The 18,399-nt window shown below is 61.0% G+C and carries 18 protein-coding genes; 6 read left to right on the top strand and 12 right to left on the bottom strand.

Translation table 11 applies throughout. The annotated features are described in order from the left end of the window. Positions 1-26: 26 nt before the first annotated feature. From ABLU95_RS00825 to tssK, 3 genes are read right to left on the bottom strand one after another with little or no spacing between them, the layout of a single operon-like run. Positions 27-1,724, bottom strand: a complete 1,698-nt coding sequence (locus ABLU95_RS00825; protein ID WP_065881236.1) for an OmpA family protein — start codon at positions 1,722-1,724, stop codon at positions 27-29. Positions 1,725-1,727: 3 nt separating this feature from the next. Next, positions 1,728-2,381: a type VI secretion system protein TssL, short form gene (gene tssL / locus ABLU95_RS00830; protein WP_065881234.1), complete on the bottom strand. Its 654-nt coding sequence runs from the start codon at positions 2,379-2,381 to the stop codon at positions 1,728-1,730. Next, positions 2,378-3,718: a type VI secretion system baseplate subunit TssK gene (tssK, locus tag ABLU95_RS00835; RefSeq protein ID WP_218810843.1), complete on the bottom strand. Its 1,341-nt coding sequence runs from the start codon at positions 3,716-3,718 to the stop codon at positions 2,378-2,380. Before tssK ends, tssL begins: the two co-directional genes overlap by 4 nt. A 597-nt stretch (positions 3,719-4,315) precedes the next feature. Between tssK and ABLU95_RS00840 the strand changes: the two genes are divergently transcribed. Both ABLU95_RS00840 and ABLU95_RS00845 read left to right on the top strand, forming a co-directional pair. Then, positions 4,316-4,645, top strand: coding sequence for a gamma-glutamylcyclotransferase family protein (locus ABLU95_RS00840; protein WP_065881230.1), 330 nt, complete (start codon positions 4,316-4,318; stop codon positions 4,643-4,645). Positions 4,646-4,760: 115 nt separating this feature from the next. Further along, a complete protein-coding gene (locus tag ABLU95_RS00845; protein ID WP_023290173.1) occupies positions 4,761-5,300 on the top strand; it encodes a DUF2058 domain-containing protein in 540 nt (179 codons plus the stop codon). A gap of 24 nt (positions 5,301-5,324) precedes the next feature. Here the strand turns inward: ABLU95_RS00845 and ABLU95_RS00850 are convergent, their stop codons facing one another. After that, positions 5,325-6,023, bottom strand: coding sequence for an RluA family pseudouridine synthase (locus ABLU95_RS00850; RefSeq protein WP_241516603.1), 699 nt, complete (start codon positions 6,021-6,023; stop codon positions 5,325-5,327). 191 nt (positions 6,024-6,214) lie between these two features. Here ABLU95_RS00850 and ABLU95_RS00855 point away from each other — a divergent pair, with 191 nt between their 5' ends. Further along, on the top strand, positions 6,215-6,697 hold the full coding sequence (locus ABLU95_RS00855) for a cold shock domain-containing protein (protein WP_004203243.1): 483 nt from the start codon (positions 6,215-6,217) through the stop codon (positions 6,695-6,697). A gap of 114 nt (positions 6,698-6,811) precedes the next feature. Continuing rightward, positions 6,812-7,711, top strand: a complete 900-nt coding sequence (locus ABLU95_RS00860; RefSeq protein ID WP_348878612.1) for a LysR family transcriptional regulator — start codon at positions 6,812-6,814, stop codon at positions 7,709-7,711. Here the strand turns inward: ABLU95_RS00860 and ABLU95_RS00865 are convergent. The 3 genes from ABLU95_RS00865 to ABLU95_RS00875 all read right to left on the bottom strand — a co-directional run bounded on the left by ABLU95_RS00865 (position 7,686) and on the right by ABLU95_RS00875 (position 11,068). After that, a complete protein-coding gene (locus tag ABLU95_RS00865; protein ID WP_348878719.1) occupies positions 7,686-8,495 on the bottom strand; it encodes a substrate-binding domain-containing protein in 810 nt (269 codons plus the stop codon). The two genes, ABLU95_RS00860 and ABLU95_RS00865, sit on opposite strands and share 26 nt — an antisense overlap. An 11-nt stretch (positions 8,496-8,506) precedes the next feature. Beyond that, on the bottom strand, positions 8,507-9,802 hold the full coding sequence (locus tag ABLU95_RS00870; protein WP_241516494.1) for an MFS transporter: 1,296 nt from the start codon (positions 9,800-9,802) through the stop codon (positions 8,507-8,509). A 333-nt stretch (positions 9,803-10,135) separates the two neighbouring features. Beyond that, on the bottom strand, positions 10,136-11,068 hold the full coding sequence (locus tag ABLU95_RS00875; RefSeq protein WP_241516495.1) for a LysR family transcriptional regulator: 933 nt from the start codon (positions 11,066-11,068) through the stop codon (positions 10,136-10,138). Between the two features lie 99 nt (positions 11,069-11,167). Between ABLU95_RS00875 and ABLU95_RS00880 the strand changes: the two genes are divergently transcribed. Next, positions 11,168-11,644, top strand: coding sequence for a GNAT family N-acetyltransferase (locus ABLU95_RS00880; RefSeq protein ID WP_004203250.1), 477 nt, complete (start codon positions 11,168-11,170; stop codon positions 11,642-11,644). Positions 11,645-11,693: 49 nt separating this feature from the next. Here the strand turns inward: ABLU95_RS00880 and pckA are convergent, their stop codons facing one another. Continuing rightward, complete coding sequence (pckA, locus tag ABLU95_RS00885; RefSeq protein WP_023290179.1) at positions 11,694-13,337, bottom strand: phosphoenolpyruvate carboxykinase (ATP); 1,644 nt, start codon at positions 13,335-13,337, stop codon at positions 11,694-11,696. A gap of 283 nt (positions 13,338-13,620) precedes the next feature. Between pckA and ABLU95_RS00890 the strand changes: the two genes are divergently transcribed. Beyond that, positions 13,621-14,514 carry a LysR substrate-binding domain-containing protein gene (locus ABLU95_RS00890; protein WP_023290180.1) on the top strand — a complete coding sequence of 298 codons (894 nt, stop codon included), beginning with the start codon at positions 13,621-13,623 and terminating at the stop codon, positions 14,512-14,514. Between the two features lie 5 nt (positions 14,515-14,519). Here the strand turns inward: ABLU95_RS00890 and ABLU95_RS00895 are convergent, their stop codons facing one another. The 4 genes from ABLU95_RS00895 to ABLU95_RS00910 are packed head-to-tail and all read right to left on the bottom strand — an operon-like array spanning position 14,520 to position 18,318. Further along, entirely contained in the window at positions 14,520-15,239 is a 720-nt protein-coding gene (locus ABLU95_RS00895) for an ABC transporter ATP-binding protein (protein ID WP_262962561.1), read from the bottom strand. Next, positions 15,236-16,111, bottom strand: coding sequence for an ATP-binding cassette domain-containing protein (locus ABLU95_RS00900; protein WP_072420770.1), 876 nt, complete (start codon positions 16,109-16,111; stop codon positions 15,236-15,238). The genes ABLU95_RS00895 and ABLU95_RS00900 overlap by 4 nt, the downstream gene beginning before the upstream one ends. Next, positions 16,108-17,394, bottom strand: a complete 1,287-nt coding sequence (gene livM, locus ABLU95_RS00905) for a high-affinity branched-chain amino acid ABC transporter permease LivM (protein WP_023290183.1) — start codon at positions 17,392-17,394, stop codon at positions 16,108-16,110. Before livM ends, ABLU95_RS00900 begins: the two co-directional genes overlap by 4 nt. 9 nt (positions 17,395-17,403) lie before the next feature. After that, positions 17,404-18,318: a branched-chain amino acid ABC transporter permease gene (locus tag ABLU95_RS00910; RefSeq protein WP_023290184.1), complete on the bottom strand. Its 915-nt coding sequence runs from the start codon at positions 18,316-18,318 to the stop codon at positions 17,404-17,406. Between the last annotated feature and the right edge of the window lie 81 nt (positions 18,319-18,399).

The raw sequence follows: 18,399 nt of genomic DNA on the forward strand, positions 1-18,399 counted from the left end.
TCACCGTCCTCGTTCGGGGTCGCGGATTACTCGGTTTCGTTTTTTAAGGCGTCAGCCCCGGCTCCTGAGGTATTAGCCGTGCCCGGCGTCAGACAGGCGTCCTTCTGCGGGACCAGACTGATCTCCACCCGGCGATTTTGCGCCCGCCCGTCTGGCGTCTCGTTGCTGGCGACAGGACGACTTTCGCCGTAGCCCTGCACCGCAAAACAGCTCTCCGGCACATCGCCGGTATCGCGCATCCAGTCGCGGACCGCCTCGGCACGCTTCAGAGAGAGCTGTTGATTGGATCTATCGTTGCCGATGCTGTCGGTATGGCCTGCCACCACGATCAGCCAGCCGGGTTTCGCCTTAATGCCCAGCAGCGAGTTCACCAGCAGCTTTGTCGAACCCGGTTTCAGCGTCGATTTGCCTGTATCGAACAGCGCCATGCTATCGAGGCGGATCGTCTGCGGCCCCTGCACAACCTGCTTAATGACCGGACGCGGCGGCGGGGGCGGCGCCCAGTCATTGATCGCGGCTTCCACGAAGGGGATCAGCCGCAATCCCTGATACAACCCCAGCCGGTAACGCAGCGGCTCTCCCCGGCGCAGCCAGTCATCCAGCAGGCGGCTGTCGGCACGCAGACGCTGCTGCGCCTGCAGCTTCGGCGTCGGCGGCGCGCCGCTAAGGCGGTGATACACCGCCAGATGATCGCCGACGCTGCGCACCAGGCGCTGGTTGTTGATAAAGGAAGCCAGCATCGCCAGCGCCAGAAAGAGGAAGCCCATGCCAGCGGCAAGACCGGCAGCGCGCATCCGGCGGCTGACCCCGTGGCGGTGCGGCAGTGACGACAGAAGAAGATCCGGCAGCGGGTGAGGACCTGGCGCCGCGGCGTTGCCCGGGGAGAGCGTGGTGATCCCGGCGATTTGCTGCTGCCAGAGGTTATTTGCCACCGCCGTCACCGGCGTCAGGCAGATGCCCATGGCGCACAGGTCCAACGGCGAAAGTTCCGCCTGGCGAGTGCTCAGTGGCCGGACAAGAACGTTTTCTGCCAACGCCAGAATGCTCTCCAGCCACAGCGTCTGATGCAGGCGTGAGGCTGAGCTGCCCTCTCGCTGCCAGTCGGCAATCGACTGGGGCGCTTGTCCCTTCTGCCGCACCTGGAGACCAGGCCGATCCGGCGTGACGGTAAACCAGCGGCTTTCCGCTGCCTGGCCGCCAGGCGGCGTCACCCAGAACACGCTCCACACCGGCGGCAGACCGTTTAACCAGGTTCGGCACTGAACAATACTCCGCCGCCAGTCGCACAGCGACTGCACCAGGTGCTCCCCGGAGGGGTGGTGCTCCGGTACCACCGCCAGCAGCACGGAAACCTGCGATACCAGCGCCGGACGCGCCGCCGCCAGGTACTGCGCCAGCCGCGGCAACTGCTCCGCGCTGTCTCCCCGTAGATACCAGCCGTGACGGGTTTCGCAGTGCGCCGAACGCCCGGGAAACAGACTGTCGGTATCCCCGCAGACCAGAACCACTGCCCCCTGAAAATCCTCGGGCGGCAGGACGATTTCCGATCGCTGACGGCTGACTGCCCGGCGACGCTGACGCCAGAGCGCCGCGCCGCCCACCAGCAGGATGCACAGACTGACGATCACCTGGTTGCCGATGGACAGCGGCCAGAAGCCCAGCGCCAGCCACAGGGCCAGGATGACGGTCAGTAGCGTAAGCAGACGACGGGCGTTATCACGCATCTCTTATCCCTGCCCTGCTATCTTCGCCACCATCTGTGACAGCACGGCGGAGAAGGTCAACCACAGCGCGGCCAGCGCCACAATGCCAACCGCCCAGCCGCACCAGTACATCCGCCGTCCGCTGCGCAGCCGGGAGGCACGAACCACCACCGGCGCCTCCTGGGTCAGGCTGAACGGCGGGACCCGTGCGCCAAGCGCATGCGCCACGTCCTCACGCCGTTCGTCATCCTGGGCGCGGTACTGCCCGACAAACCCCAGCTGCAAAGTACGATAGAAACAAGTCAGCACTGCCGCATCCGCCGTGGGCTCTCGCAGCAGCTGGCGGATCCGTTCCCAGAGCTCTTCCCCGGCGTTGAGAGTGCTGAAAAAACGCGCCTGCAGCGGATCCTTGCGCCACCTGCGGTAGCCATCATCCTGACTGGCGCGGTTGAGGACGCTCTCATCGAGCAGCGCGCAGTAGGCATAGAGCATCTGCTCAGCGCTGGCTTCACTGACGCCTGCCGCCGCCAGCGCCTCGCGCGCCTCGGTCACCCATCGACAGGCCTGACGATAGAGCGCCTCGCCATCGGTCACCGGCTGGCCGCAGCGTAACTGACTGACCATCAGCCAGCCCGGGTAAAAGGTTTTGTTGATCAGATCGCTTTCAGAGATATTCATGAGCGCAGTACCGCAAAGAGTTCAAGTTTCACGTCGCCAAGCGATTCCGGGGTATAGAAGGTGCAGTTGCCGGCCTCCAGCATCGCGCGGGCGGCATCGGTGGAGAGATCCAGAGCGAAATATTGGTTTTCCAGACGTAGCGGAATCGCCGCCGGCACGTGGCTCAGCGGTTTGATCGCGATGCCGCTGAGGGCAATGTTGACGACCTCGGCGACATCATCATGGCTACCCGCCTTACAGAGCTGCGGAAAGCGGCTCTGAAGCTGGTGAGGGGGAAGTGAAGAACGCACCGACAGATAAAAATCCGCCCCCTCGCGCAGCCGTGCATCGTGCAGCCTCCCCCGCCAGATCTCCCGGTCAGCACCCTGCTCCAGCGCGATGGCGATCACCCTTGAGGGCAAGCTGACTTCGAGCAGCGTATCCAACAGGGCAAACAGCGGTGGGAATACCTGCTCCGGCGAGGCATGCCGGTAGCGGGGGATCGCGTCCAGATGATGTTCAAGAGAGAAGGTCAGCAGACTGCCGGCCAGCCTGGCCAGTTCACGATAGAGCAGCTCCGGATGGCGCGAAGGGTCCTGATGCAGCTCGCTGAGCACCGGCTCGGCGCTGTTCAGCGCGTTGAGCAGCCAGAACAGGGAAACATCCGCCACGGCAAAATCAGCCATCCGCGCATTGCTTTCACGGCGCATGGCCATGAGGCGTCTGCGTCGGGCCTGCAGGCGATGTAGCAGCTCGCCCAGCTCGCTGACCAGCGTCGGGCTTGCGGCCAGCGACAGCAGCGGCGGGATGAATTTCGGGTCAACGATCCACTGCCCCTGGGCGTCGCGTACCAGACGCGCTACCGGGCAGGTAAGGAAGGCCGCATTTTCCTCGGTGGAGAGACGCAGCGTCAGCGCGTGGCGCAGAACGGCCAGCTCGCTGCGTTCATGGCCTGCCAGCTCCTGCACGGTCACCTGCTCGGCGCGCCAGCGGCGCGGGCGGGCGCTTTCCTGGCCGTCATCAAGATTGCCGCCGCTGGCGCTGAGCAGCGGCAGAGCGAGCAGAACCTCCACGTTGTCCTGCATCACGTCCGATACATCGCGGACCGGTGGCAAAATATCCGCCAGCTCGGTGTCAATCAGCGCGCCGTCGGCGAAACGCACGATCAGCCGGGTGGCGTTGAGCCGGGAAAGGGTGAGCGCGCTGGCGTCAAACTCCGCGCGCAATACCCCCCAGGGGTGGGCGAGCGCCATGCGGGAGACCGTATCGGCGACGTGCGCCTCCCAGCGGGCCTGTTGCTGAAACTGCTGCGGAACCAGAAAAGCCCCATCGTGCCATAATGGGCGGAAAATCTTCATTGCACCTCCTGTGCCTTTCGCTTTCATCTGTCTGCAGACAGGACCAAATGCCCGGTCGGATATCCTTCATCCGCCGTACGTTCGCCTCAGCCCCTGCATTTGCTCTGGCCTGTTCCTCACTAGCGGTTTTTCTCCCGAACGTCGTTCGTCTCGATTGATTGCCTGCCGCTTCAAGGAAAGGAAATATCTCCCCTGCCCGCGAGAATTTCGAAATCAGATGGTATTTTTTGTTCAAGGGAGGTTTATCTTAAAGTGAAATAGCCAGGGGAGGTAACGCCTGGCCCTAAATAATATCTGAATTCAACCCAAGGAAGTTTTATAATTCCTCTTCATTCCATTCACGCAGCTTATTCTATAAGCCGTCCATTTATTATTTCGCTATTAAATATTATTTATATTCACCTGCAAATAATAAAAAACTCAACACTAAATTGTCACTGCAGTAAATATGCCACCGACAGCGCCGGCGCCTGAATCTCCTCCGGCATCAGAGAGATGCCTGCCCCCCCACCCGGCCATTGCCAGGCGCTGAATTACCCCGTATTTTGGTTTTCCGCTCCGCTGGGGGCGGGTATCAGGGCGAACGAGAGAGAGAAAATGAAACCGCTATTTGTCTATGGGACGCTCTGTCCCGGTCGCAGCAATGCGCATATTCTGGAGGCGATCGGGGGCGAGTGGCGTCCGGGCTACGTTACCGGTACCTTTTACGCGCGCGGCTGGGGCGCAGCTGCTGATTTTCCGGGGATCGTCCTCGATGCCAACGGCCCGCGGGTCAACGGCTATCTGTTCCTGTCCGACCGGCTGGCGGCGCACTGGGCCATGCTGGACGACTTTGAGGAGGGGTACGATCGGGTGTCGGTGGAGGTGACCACCGACGATGGACAGCAGGTCAGCGCCTGGATTTATCAGCTCCAGCCCCGGGAGTAATCCCCGGCCAGTCTCGAGCTACCGGGCACAGCGGCCCAGTACGTCCGCGGGTCTGGCGTCGTTTCCGCCAATGCAGGTATACTTGCCAGATGTTTCCTAAGCTTCAGATACGCAAATGACAAAACTTACCTTACAAGAGCAGATGCTCAAAGCCGGCCTGGTCAGCAGCAAAAAAATGGCCAAAGTCCAGAGAACGGCGAAAAAATCCCGCGTGCAGGCCCGTGAGGCCCGGGAAGCGGTGGAAGAGAATAAAAAAGCCCAGCTGGAGCGCGATAAACAGCTCAGCGAGCAGCAAAAGCAGGCGGTGCTGGCGAAAGAGTATAAAGCTCAGGTCAAGCAGCTGATTGAGATGAACCGCATTACGGTCGCCCGGGGCGATATCGGCTTTAACTTTACCGATAATAATCTGATCAAAAAAATCATGGTCGACAAGACCACCCAAACCCAGCTGATTAACGGTCGCCTGGCGATTGCCCGCCTGGCGGTGGATAACAAACCTGAAGGGGAATATGCAATTATTCCGGCGATTGTGGCAGAGAAAATTGCCCAGCGCGATGCCAGCAGCATCGTGTTGCACAGCGCCCTGAGCCAGGATGAGCAGGATGAAGACGATCCGTACGCCGACTTTAAGGTGCCCGACGACCTGATGTGGTGATGGCGGGCTTCCAGCGGCAGGCGATCAGAACGAGCTTGCCTGCTGGATATGCATCGGCTCGCAGCTGACGGGGTGGCGAAAACGCAGTTCGCTGGCGTGCAGCATCAGCCGCGGAGCCTGTTCCGTGCCCGGAAATTCCCGGCCGCCATACAGATCGCAGCCAAGGATCGGATAGCCCAGCAGCTGACAGTGGATCCGCAGCTGATGGGTGCGCCCGGTCTCCGGGGTGAGCGCCACCCTCGTCAGCGCCAGCGCCCTCTCCCCTTCCCGCGTCTGGTACATACGGTCAATTACCCGGTAGTGCGAACGCGCCGGTTTGCCGTGCCGGGCGCAGATCGACATGCGCGGGAAACGGGCCGGGTCTTTGGCGATCGCCGCCTCCACTATCCCTTCATCTTCCGGCAGATGGCCGCACAGCAGCGCCGTATAGACCTTACCCACCGTGCGCTGACTGAACTGCTGGCACAGCGCGGCGTTAATCACCTTGTTGCGGGCGACCACCATCAGACCGGAAGTGCCGAAATCAAGGCGGTGTACCAGGGTGCAGCCCGGAAAGCGCTGGACCAGTCGATGATGCACGGAGTCGAGGTTGCGCGGATCTTTGCCTGACAGGCTCAGCAGCCCGGCAGGTTTATTGATCAGCAGCAGGTGTTCGTCCTGATACAGGAGGGTTATCTGCTCGCGGCACGGCGGAGCGACAAAGGTATCGATAATGGTGGACATCAGACGGCCCGAAGAAGGAGTGGCCGGCGATAGTACCCCATTTTGCCCGCCGGTACGACGCTGGCGCACGATCCGCCCTCGCGGCGGCGTCATTTATCACCCACACTTATCGCAAAGGCATGGTCTGCGCAGGCAATGTGCTTTACACTGCGCGCTGCAAAATTTGAGTTAACCAACGAGTAAGAACGGTAATGGCGATGAACGGAACAATCACAACGTGGTTTAAAGATAAAGGTTTTGGATTTATCAAAGATGAAAACGGCGAAAACCGGTATTTTCATGTGATTAAGGTCGCCAATCCCGATCTCATCAAGAAAGACGCGGCGGTGACTTTTGAACCTACCACCAACAATAAAGGGCTGTCGGCCTACGCGGTGAAGGTCATTCCGGAAAGCAAATATATCTATATCGCCGGCGAGCGGCTGAAGCTGACCTCCATCAAATCCTATGTGGTTTACCGGGAAGAAGAGCCGGTCGAGACCCGCGTGGATAAAGAAAACGCGGTGCTGTCGGTCGGGCTGCTGATGAACAGCATCCGGCCAAAATCCACAGTGCAGCCGGGAGAGATGCGCTCGGTGAAAAAGCTGGCGATCACCACCTTTCAGGGGACAACCCTGATCTTCTCGGAAGACGAAATCGATATCGATGCCACGGTAAAACTGCTCAAGGTATGACGACCCGGCGTGCGGTCAGCCGCGCGCCCAGTCACCTGCCGAGCCGATTTTCGTCGCCATCGCCCCTCACCGGACGGGGCGAGGCGCCAGACAGCCGATAAGGATGCCGCCGCCATGCCCGTAAATTTTGACTTCAACGATCTCTATGCCTTTCGCGCCCTGATGGAGTATGGCAGCTTTCGGCTGGCCGCAGAATCCATTTGCCTGTCGCAGTCGGCCCTCAGCCGCCGCATCGAAAAGCTGGAGACCGCGTTAGGCAACCGGCTGTTCGAGCGCACCACCCGCCGCGTGACCCTTACGCTGTATGGACAGAATTTTGCCGAACGTTCGGAGCAGCTGCTGGCCCACGTCGAGACGGTGCTGGCGGATATCAGCCAGGTCAGCAAGACGCGTACCGGGCTGGTGACAGTGGCGACGGTACCTTCTGCCGCCTACTACTTTATGCCGGAAATCATCCGCAGCTTTCAGGCGCGCTTTCCCCAGGTGCGTATCCGGCTGATCGACAGCAGCGCCGGGAATGTCATCGAGGCGGTGAGCAGCGGACAGGCTGACTTTGGCCTCTGCTTTGCCAAAAACCTGCCGGCCAGCATCGAATTCACCCCGCTGGCCGACGACCGCTATGTCGCCGCCTGTCGGCACGACCATCCGCTGGCGAGCAGGACGCACCTCAGCTGGCAGGCATACTTTGAACAGGATTATATTGGCCTCGATCGGGTCTCCGGCAACCGGACGCTGCTCGACAGGGAGCTGGCGCATCTGACGCCGGCGCGGCCAAGCATTTGCGAAACCCGCCACGTCACCACGATGCTGGGGATGGTAGAAGCGGGCATCGGCATTGCCGCCGTGCCCGCGATGTCGATGCCCGCCGGGGAGCATTCCGTTCTCCGCGCCGTACCGCTTACCGAGCCGGTGGTCACCCGTACGGTAGGTCTGATCCGCCTCAGCGGCCGTATTCAGTCCTACGTGGCGGCAGAGCTGGAGAAGCTGATTATTGAACAGTATCCTTCTGGCTGACCGGCGCGGCGGCAGCTACGCTTCGCATACCGGTGGCGTGGATGGTCTCCTGCGCCGCCGGTGAGGCCAGATACGTCAGCAGCGCCTTTCCTTCCTGCGGGTGGTCGGCGCTGACGGTCACCGCCCCGGCAAAGCGGGTGACGTACTGCAGGTTATCCGGCAGTTCGCCGACAACGGTCACGCCGGGCACCGGCAGCAGTTCGCTCACCTGCTGAAAACCGATCGCATACCGTCCCTTCGCCACTTCCGAGGCTACCGGAATACGCTCCACCATCTGCGCTTTGCTCTGCATCGCCTCATCAATGCCCAGGCGGTGGAACAGCGTCGAGCTGACATAGCGTCCGCTGGCGCTGTCGGAGTACGCGACCGACGGCGCAGCCAGCAGCGCCGCCCGCAGCTGGTCTGCGCTGCGGATAGCCGGCAGCGGCGCTCCCGCTTTTACCACCACGCCGATGGGCGAGTCGGCCAGCTCCCGGCGCGAATCCGGTTGCGTACGGCCCGCTTTCTCGAGGCCGGTCAGCGCGTCGCCGACCATAATCACCACGTCCGCGTGTTCGCCCCGCGCCAGGCGGTTAGGGATCGCCTGCGGCGTTTTCCCCATCGACGGCCCGGGGATCACCACGAGGTGGTTACCGCTTTGTTTTTCCCATGCCGGGGCCAGCTTTTCCAGCGCCGCTTTGAAGCCGCCGGAGATCATCACGGTGACCTCAGCGGACAGCGCGCTGCCGCCGGTGGCGGCCAGCAGCAACGTGGCCAGCAGGGTTCCTGTCGTTTTACGCATCATCATCTCCCTGATTAACGTGCCGTCTGCAGCGTAACGGCGCTGCGGCGATAGAGGTAGCAAGTGGCCAGCAGGCCGCAGACGGCGGCAAAGCTCATCCAGTAGCCTGGGGAAGCTTTATCACCGGTATATTCAATCAGCGCCGTGGAAATCACCGGCGTGAAGCCGCCAAACACCGCGGTCGCCAGGCTATAGGCCAGCGAGAAGCCTGCCACGCGCACTTCGGCGGGCATAATTTCGGTCAGCGCCGGGATCATCGCCCCGTTGTACATGCCGTAGATAAAGGACAACCACAGCAGCACGCTCAGCATCATCAAAAAGCTCGGCGCGTTCGCCAGCATGGTCAGCGCAGGCCACGCGGTAGCCAGCGCCAGCAGGGTCATGGCAATCAGCACCGGCCGGCGGCCAAAGCGGTCGGACAGCGCCCCGCCCAGCGGCAGCCAGAAGAAGTTGGAAATCGCCACCAGCAGCGTGACCAGCAGGCTGTCCGAGGCGCTGAGCATCAGCACTTTTTTGCCAAAGGTCGGCGCATAGACGGTGATCAGATAGAACGCGGTGGTGGTCATCGCCACCATCATCATCCCGGCGATGACCACCTGCCAGTTCGCCAGCAGGGTGGCGAATACCTGGCGCATCGCCAGATGATGGCGGCGGGCAGTAAACTCCTGGGTCTCCTCCAGCTTACGGCGCAGCACAAAAATGAACGGGACGATCAGGCAGCCGAAAAGGAACGGAATACGCCAGCCCCAGTCGCTGATGGCGCTCTGCTCCAGCACGGCGTTGAGGGCAAAGCCCATCGCGGCCGCCACCATAATGGCGACCTGCTGGCTGCCCGACTGCCAGCTGGTGTAAAACCCTTTGCGGCCCGGGGTGGCGATCTCGGCCAGATAGACGGATACCCCGCCCAGCTCAGCGCCGGCGGAGAAGCCCTGCAGCAGGCGGCCGATCAGCACCAGCAGCGGCGCCCACAGGCCAATGGCCTGGTAAGAGGGGATCAGCACGATCAGGAAGGTGCCGGTGGCCATGATCGACAGGGTCACAATCAGCCCTTTGCGCCGCCCTACCTTGTCGATATAGGCGCCAAGCACGATGGCGCCGATGGGCCGCATCAGAAAGCCGGCGCCAAAGACCGCGAAGGTCATCATCAGCGAGGCGAATTCACTGCTCGCCGGAAAAAAGGTATGTGCGATGTAGGTGGCATAAAACCCGAACAGGAAAAAGTCGAACTGTTCGAGAAAGTTACCGGACGTGACGCGCAGAATGGCGCCGAGCCGGTCACGGGTACTCATCAGTGAGGTTGTCGAATGCATGCAGGTCTCCAGTTTGTTATCCACGCGTTGTCGCGCGCCTGTTGCTGAAGACTGAAACAGAACCGGGAATGAAATAAGCGTAATAAACGCATCCATTGATGCAATTTACGCATAAATAACATTTAACTAATTAACATTACTTTTACATACAATCATTTAACACTCTCTGCACCATCAGCGTCGGCGGCAGGGATGAAAAGGTGAGTTTTCCGTTTTGTGACCGAGGCCAGGGTACGCCGCTGCGCCCCGGGCGCCGGGCGGTAAAAGACATACCCGGCCCGGCAGGGTTAACGCGACGCGGAGCGGCGAGATGTTAATAATCCGGACGTGACCTCAGGGCGCCGGCGCCGCGGCGGCGTTCCCCAGCGTCTGCAACAGGGAGATCAGCCAGCGGGTGGCCTCGCGTTTCCCGCTGCGTTTGTGGGCGTAAATCTTGACGTCAAACGGGGGAACCGGAAACGGCAGCGGGAAAATGGCCAGCCGGGCGGCGCGAGCCATCGTCTCCGCCGCCCGCCGGGGCAGCGCCATCAGCAGATCGCTCTGCTCAATAATAAAGGGAGCGCTCAGCATCGAGGGCGTTTTCACCGCCACCTGCCGCGAATAGCCCTGCCGCTCCAGCTCACAGTCCAGCACCCCCTGCCGCTCATTCCACGGGGTCACCACCAGATGACGGGCCGCAAGGTAGGCGTCCAGGGTGAGCGCCGTTCGGTCGGTCTGGCTGATAACCACATATTCGTCCCGCAGCCAGTTAATCTCCTCGAGATCGGGATGAGCTGGCTCGTCAGGGGTATTGAACCCGAGAGCCAGATCGACCTCCCCCGCCAGCAGCTCGGTCAGCGCCGGGCTGTGGGGCAGATAACGGAGCTCAAACCGCAGCCCGGGCGCCTCACGCTGCAGGTGGTGCATCAGCGTCGGAAAGACGCAGAACGCGGTGAAATCGGTGATCGCAATCTGCATGCAGTCGGTGCTGGCGGCCGGCACAAACGCCGCCGGCGGCGTCAGCTCCTGATTGAGAAATTTCAGCGCCGAAGCGATAGAGGGCGCCAGCTGGCTGGCATAGACGCTGGGACACATCCGGTGACCTTCCCGATAGAACAGCGGGTCGTTGAGGGCGCTGCGCAGCCGGGAGAGCGCATGGCTCAGCGCCGAGGTGCTCATCGCCAGCTCTTCTGCCGCCAGGCGCACCGAGCGGGAGCGATAGACCGCGTCAAAGACCGGCAGCAGGTTGAGGTCGATACGGCGCAGGACAGGATGCATAATATTCATCGTTTGCTGATTTCATTGCACTTAATTCTTTTCACAATACCGCTTATGCTCTGGGTCAGCAATTTTGCTTTCCTTCATACCATTCAGACAGGACGACCCATGAGCATCACGATCCGCCAGGCCACCCCGGACGACGCCACCGCTATTTATGACATGATTTATGAACTCGCGGTCTACGAGAAAGCCCCCGAAGAGGTGGTGACGACGGCAGAGGAGATCAGAGAGACGCTGTTTGCCAGCAGCAGCAAAACCGAGGCGCTGATCTGCGAGGTGGCGGGCAAAGCGGTGGGCTACGCCGTGTTCTTCACCAGCTACTCCACCTGGCTTGGCCGTAACGGCATCTATATGGAGGATCTGTACGTAACCCCCGACTATCGCGGGATCGGCGCCGGAAAAGCGCTGCTGAAAACCATCGCGCAATATGCTGTACAGCGTCAGTGCGGGCGTCTGGAGTGGAGCGTGCTCGACTGGAACCAGCCGGCGATTGATTTCTATCTGAGCATTGGCGCGCAGCCGCAGGATGAGTGGGTGCGTTATCGCCTCACTGGCGATGCGCTGCGGGCCTTTGCGGAGTAAAGCGGCTCGCCAGCAGGTCGGCGCCAGGCGTCGACCTGCTGGCCGCGGATCAGGCTTCGACCGCGCTATTCTGCAGCTGCGGACCGGCCAGCGCCAGACGCGCGCCCGCTTCGGTATCGCTGTACTGCTTAAAGTTATCCATAAACAGCTGAGCCAGACTCTCCGCCTTCTCCTGCCACTTATCCGCTGAGCTCCAGCCATTACGCGGATCCAGCACTGCGCTGTCGACGCCCGGAATGCTCTGCGGGATCGCAAGATTGAACACCGGGATCGCTTCATCGCGCAGCGGGCCGGTGGTGCCATTGAGGATCGCGCTGATGATGCTGCGGGTATCGCGCAGCGACAGGCGTTTGCCCTCGCCGTTCCAGCCGGTGTTGACCAGCCAGGCTTCCGCACCGGATTCCGCCATCTTCGCCGCCAGTACGCTGGCGTACTGGGTCGGGTGAAGCAGCAGGAACGCCGCGCCGTAGCAGGCGGAGAAGGTCGGCGTCGGCTGGGTAATGCCGCGCTCGGTGCCCGCCAGCTTCGAGGTGAAGCCCGACAGGAAATGGTACTGCATCTGCTCGGTGGTCAGACGGGAGACCGGCGGCAGGACGCCAAACGCGTCTGCGGCAAGGAAAATCACCTTCGATGGATGGCCCGCCCGGGACACCGGCTTGACGATATTGTCGATATGCGACAGCGGATAGGAGACGCGGGTGTTCTCGGTTTTGCTGCCGTCGGCGTAATCCACGCTGCCGTCGGCGCGCACCACCACGTTTTCCAGCAGCGCATTGCGGCGGATGGCGCCATAAATCTCCGGCTCCGCCTGCGGGTCGAGATTGATGGTCTTGGCGTAGCAGCCGCCTTCGAAGTTAAACACCCCATCATCGTCCCAGCCGTGCTCGTCATCGCCAATCAGTTGACGATGCGGATCGGTGGACAGCGTGGTTTTGCCGGTACCGGAGAGGCCGAAGAACAGCGCGACGTCCCCTGCTTCGCCGCGGTTGGCCGAGCAGTGCATCGACGCGATGCCTTTCTGCGGCAGCAGGTAGTTCATGACCGAGAACAGCCCTTTTTTCATTTCGCCGCCGTACCAGGTGCCGCCGATGAGCTGAATACGCTCGCTCAGGTTAAAGGCGACGAAGTTCTCGGAGTTCATGCCCTGCGCCTGCCAGTTGGCATTGGTGCAGCCGGCGCCGTTGAGCACCACGAAGTCCGGGGTAAAGCTGGCCAGCTCGTCGGCGCTCGGCACGATAAACATGTTTTTGACAAAGTGGGCCTGCCACGCCACCTCGGTGACGAAGCGCACGCCAAGGCGGGTGTCCGGGCTGGCGCCGCACCAGGCGTCGATGATGTACAGTTTTTTGCCGCTCAGCTGGCCTGCGACCAGGCTTTTCAGGCTGCGCCACACTTCTGGCGATAACGGCTTATTGTCATTGCGGCCGAGGCCGGAGTCAGCCCACCATACGGTGTCGCGCGTCTGCTCGTCTCTGACGATATATTTATCGCGCGGCGAGCGGCCGGTGAAGATGCCGGTATCCACTGCCACAGCGCCAGAGTCGGTCATTACGCCGCGGGCCGCGCCGGTCAGCTCAGGAGCGGTTTCATGTGCAATAAGCAAATCGTAATCAGGGTTGTAAAACAATTCGCCGCTTGCATTAATCCCCAGCTCCTGCAGAGCCATTTTTACTGATTCAATTTGTTGTGACATGGAACTCCTGACAAACTATTTAAGGTAAGAGGCCTGGGTTATTCATTGCTTTCGTCATCGTCGCCAGCTATTTAATAAGATAAATCCTGGGCAATGAAATAAAGCAATAAATAACCGTGAGTCGCGATTTCATATCGTGCTCATGTAGGGTCGCCGATACGCATTCATAAATCTCAACTTTCCAAAAAATGTTAACACCTGTCGATAATTATGTTAATTGCATAGTTTCTATGCGCTATGCTAAAATTGCATAGCCTTTATTGCGTTTTTGAGGACTGGATCGGTGTTGGCAAATCTGGAAGTTAAATGGCTGTATGATGTGATTGCTCTCGAGGAGTCACGCAGCTTTACCCTGGCGGCCAAAGCCCGCAATATCTCCCAGTCCTCGTTCAGCCGACGCATCCAGTCGCTGGAGGCTTCCCTCGGATTCAGCATCTTCGACCGCAGCGCCAACCCCCTGCAGTTGACCAACCGCGGGAAAATTTTTGTCGGCTATGCGCGAAATATGCTCGACGACATGGATTTTCAGATCAGCCGAATTAAAGGTTTAAATAACACCACGCAGAAAATAAGAATCGACGCCGCCCCTTCGCTGTCGGTGTTATTGCTGCCGGAAATTATCGCCGGTTACACCGACCGTAAAAATAAGACTTTTCATGTTGAATCGATTAACGTCAACGACGCCGTATTTAACCTGAAAGAGGGTAAAAGCGATTTTATCCTCTCCTTCTATAATGAAGAATTAATGAACTATCCGTTTATTAATCATAAAATTTTTGATTCTTACCTGCACCTGGTCTCCCCCTGCGACGAACATGGCCGGCCGCTGTTTCATTTACATCGCGGCGTGCTGCCGCTGATGAAATACGCCAACGACAGCTATATGGGGCGCCAGGTGAACCAGGTCATCGACCGCACGCCGGAGATCACCTTCTCCCTCACCTTTGTCTCTTCCATGAGCGAACTGCTCAAGCGCATGATCCTCAATGGCGACGGCGTGGGCTGGCTGCCGCAGTACTCCATTCAGCGCGAGCTGGACGAAGGCCGACTGACGATCCTCGATGAGAGCCTGTCGCTGCCGATCGGCGCCTGGCTCTACCGCTCCGGCTCGCGGCTTAACCAGGCCGCCGAACGTTTCTGGCAGCACATTAAAACCCGTAACCAACCGCGGGATTAACCCTCTCAGCCGCTGATCCCCAGATACGCCTTACGCACCTCCGGGTCGTTGAGCAGCGCCTGGCCGCTACCGCTCAGGCGGATCTGGCCGTTCACCATCACGTAGGCGCGGTCCGACAGGTTGAGGGCATGGCGGGCGTTCTGCTCCACCAGAAACAGCGTCATCCCCTGGGCCGTCAGCTCGCGCAGGATCTGAAATATCTGCTTCACCACCAGCGGCGCCAGTCCCAGGCTCGGCTCATCCAGCAGCAGCAGGCGCGGCCGGCTCATCAGCGCCCTGGCGATGGCCAGCATCTGCTGTTCGCCGCCGGAGAGGGTCATCGCCCGCTGTCCCCGCCGCTCTTCCAGCCGGGGGAACAGCTGGTACATCCGGACCTTGTCCTCGGCCTGATAGCGGTTGCCAATGGCAATGGTCCCCATCAGCAGATTCTCCTCGACGGTCATATCGGGAAAGATGCGCCGCCCTTCCGGGGCCTGGGCGATGCCGTTGCTGGCGATAAAGTGGGTCGATTTCCGGCTGATCGCCTCCCCGCGATAGAAAATCTCCCCGCCGGCAATACGCGGCTGCCCGAAGACCGACATCAACAGCGTCGATTTACCCGCGCCGTTGGCGCCGATCAGCGCCACCGTCTCCCCCTCGTTGACGGTCAGGGAGACCTGCTTCAGGGCCTGGATCGGCCCGTAGAAGACATCCACCTCATCAAAGGCAAGCAGTGGCTGGCTCATCGGCGCGTCTCCTCTTCCTCAGCGCCAAGATAGGCGGCAATCACGCTGGCGTTGGCCTGAATCGCCTGCGGCGCGCCGCGGGCGATGACGTCCCCGTGATCGAGGACGATGATATGATCCGAAATCTCCATCACCATCCCCATATCATGTTCGATCAATAGCACCGTGATGCCGTGCTGCTGGCGCAGAAAGCGGATGATCCGGCTCAGCGCCTGGGTTTCGACCGGGTTGAGTCCGGCCGCCGGCTCGTCCAGACAGATCATCTCCGGACGGGTGCACATGGCGCGGGCGATCTCCAGCCGCCGCTGCTGTCCGTAGGAAAGCGTTCCCGCCAGACGGTTGGCGCAGTCCACCATCTCCACCACCTCCAGCCAGTAAAACGCGCGATCCAGCGCCTGACTTTCCGCCTGCCGATAGCTGCGGGTGTTGAGGATCCCGGCCAGCAGATGGCGGTTGACCTGGGTATGCTGGGCCACCAGCAGGTTCTCAATCACCGACATCTCGCGGAACAGGCGAATATTCTGGAAGGTGCGGGCCAGACCGGCGCGGTTCACCAGATGGGTGCCGCCGAACATCTTGTAATAGATCCGCCGCCCCAGCTGCGCCGGGTGGAGGAAATCGTCCGGGTGAAGCTTTTGCCCCAGCACCTGAATGACATCGGTGACCTTTTCCCGCGCCCGTAGCACGATACTCCCCCCCGTCGCCCGGTAAAAGCCGGTCAGGCAGTTAAACACCGTGGTCTTGCCCGCGCCGTTGGGGCCGATCAGGGCGGTGATCGACCCCCGCTCCACCTCCAGATTGACGTCATTCAGCGCTTTGATGCCGCCGAAATGCATCATCAGATGCTCAACGCGTAAGATGCTGTCGCTCATGGCGCGACTCCTTTTCGCAACGCGACCCCGCTGCGGCTGGTGCGCACCAGGCCGCGCGGCCGCCAGATCATCATCAGCACCATCAGGACGCCAAACAGCAGCACGCGATATTCGTCAAACCCACGCAGCAGTTCCGGGGTGACCGTCAGGACAAACGCCGCCAGCACCACCCCAAGGGTGGAGCCCATTCCCCCCAGCACCACAATCGCCAGGATCAGCGCCGACTCAAAAAAGGTGAACGACGTCGGATTAACAAATCCCTGATAGCTGGCGAAGAACACTCCGGCGATGCCGGCGGTCGACGCGCCGAGCATGAACGCCGAGAGCTTGACCAGCACATGGTTGAGCCCCATCGCACGACAGGCGATCTCATCCTCGCGCAGCGCCTCCCAGGCGCGGCCGATGGGCATCCGCGTCAGGCGATGCTTCACCAGCAGCACCAGTATCACCACCATGCACAGCACGGCGTAGAGGAAGATGAATTTCAGGTTGGGGTTGTAACTGACGTGGAAGAACTCATGGATGGGGATACCGCCATCCTTTGCCCGGCGGGTAAATTCGAGGCCAAACAGCGTCGGGGACGGCACCGGGACGCCGTTGGGGCCGCCGGTGAAGCTCACCCAGTTGTTAAGCACCAGGCGAATGATTTCGCCAAAGCCGAGGGTGACGATGGCAAGATAGTCGCCGTGCATGCGCAGCACCGGAAAGCCCAGCAACGCCCCGGCGAGGGCCGCCATCACCGCCCCCAGCGGCAGCATCGCCCAGAAGCCGAGACCCAGGTACTGGTAGCCCAGCGCCAGGCCGTAGGCGCCGATAGCATAGAACGCCACATAGCCCAGATCGAGCAGCCCCGCGAGACCCACCACGATATTCAGCCCCAAACCGAGCAGGACATAGATCAGCCCGAGGATCGCCACGGTCAGCAGGTATTTGCTGGCGAGAAACGGAAAGGCGATAGCCAAGCCCACCAGCAGCGGCATTATCCAGCGCAGCCGCGAGCGGTAGCCCGGGGGCCGAACGTACACCCCGTCATCCGCCCCCTCAAAGCGGGCAACCAAGGCCTTGCCCCGCCGGCTCTGCAGCAGCAGGCTGAGCGCCAGTCTGCCGGCCATCACCACCGCCACCAGGATCGCCACCCGCGCGGGCGCGAGGGTAAAGCCATAGCCTTTGAGCACCACGCCGACGATCGGGCCAAAGACAATTAACGCGCAAAGACCGGCCAGCACGCTGTCGATCAGCGCGCTTTTGATATCCCGCGCAGGCTGGCGCGTCAGTTCACCCATAGAGCCCCCTCAGACCTTGGCCACCAGCGGACGACCCAGCAGCCCCTGCGGGCGAAAAATCAGGATCGCCACCAGCAGCGCAAAGGAAAAAACGTCTTTGTAATCCGAATTCACCATTCCGGCGAACTGCGCCTCGGCCACCCCGAGCAGCAGTCCGCCCAGCATCGCGCCAGGCAGCGAGCCAATCCCGCCCAACACCGCGGCGGTGAAGGCTTTGATGCCGATAATAAATCCGATGTAGAAGTCGAAGGTGCCGTAGTTCATGGTCACCAGCACCCCGGCCAGGCCGGCCATCGCCGCGCCGATGACAAACACCAGGGAGATCACCCGGTCGGTATTGATGCCGAGGATCGCCGCCATGCGCCGGTCCTGCTGGGTGGCGCGGCAGATGCGCCCCAGCCGGGTGTACTGGATAATCCAGGTCAGGATCAGCATCCCCACCAGCGCGGCGACGAGAATAAACACCTTGGTCCAGGTGATCTGCACTACCCCATCGCCCACCGTCATACGCAGCGCGCCGCTGAGCAGCGTCGGGATCCCCTGCTGGTTTGGCCCCTGGCTCAGCTGAACATAGTTCTGCAGGATCAGCGACATTCCAATAGCCGAGATCAGCGGCGCCAGGCGCGTCGAGTTGCGCAGCGGCCGGTAGGCGATGCGCTCGATCGCCCAGCCGTACACGCCGGTGACCACAATGGTGAATACCAGGGTGGCGAAAATCAGCAGCGGAAACGAATGGATCCCGAAGAAGGAGAGCAGCGCCAGGCCGATGGCGCACAGGTAGGCGGAGACCATATACACCTCGCCGTGGGCGAAGTTGATCATGCCGATGATCCCATACACCATGGTGTAGCCGATGGCGATTAAGCCGTACACCGCGCCCAGCGTCAGCCCATTGATCAGTTGTTGCAGAAAAAACGCCGTCATAGCCCCTCCAGCCGCCCGGCCGACGGCCGTCGGGATCGGTACCCGGTCGACCGCCGTCGTGAGACGATTAGCCAATCAAAA

Origin of the sequence: Klebsiella sp. GG_Kp146, assembly GCF_040061975.1 — a bacterium.
Taxonomy (GTDB): Bacteria; Pseudomonadota; Gammaproteobacteria; order Enterobacterales; family Enterobacteriaceae; genus Klebsiella; species Klebsiella quasipneumoniae.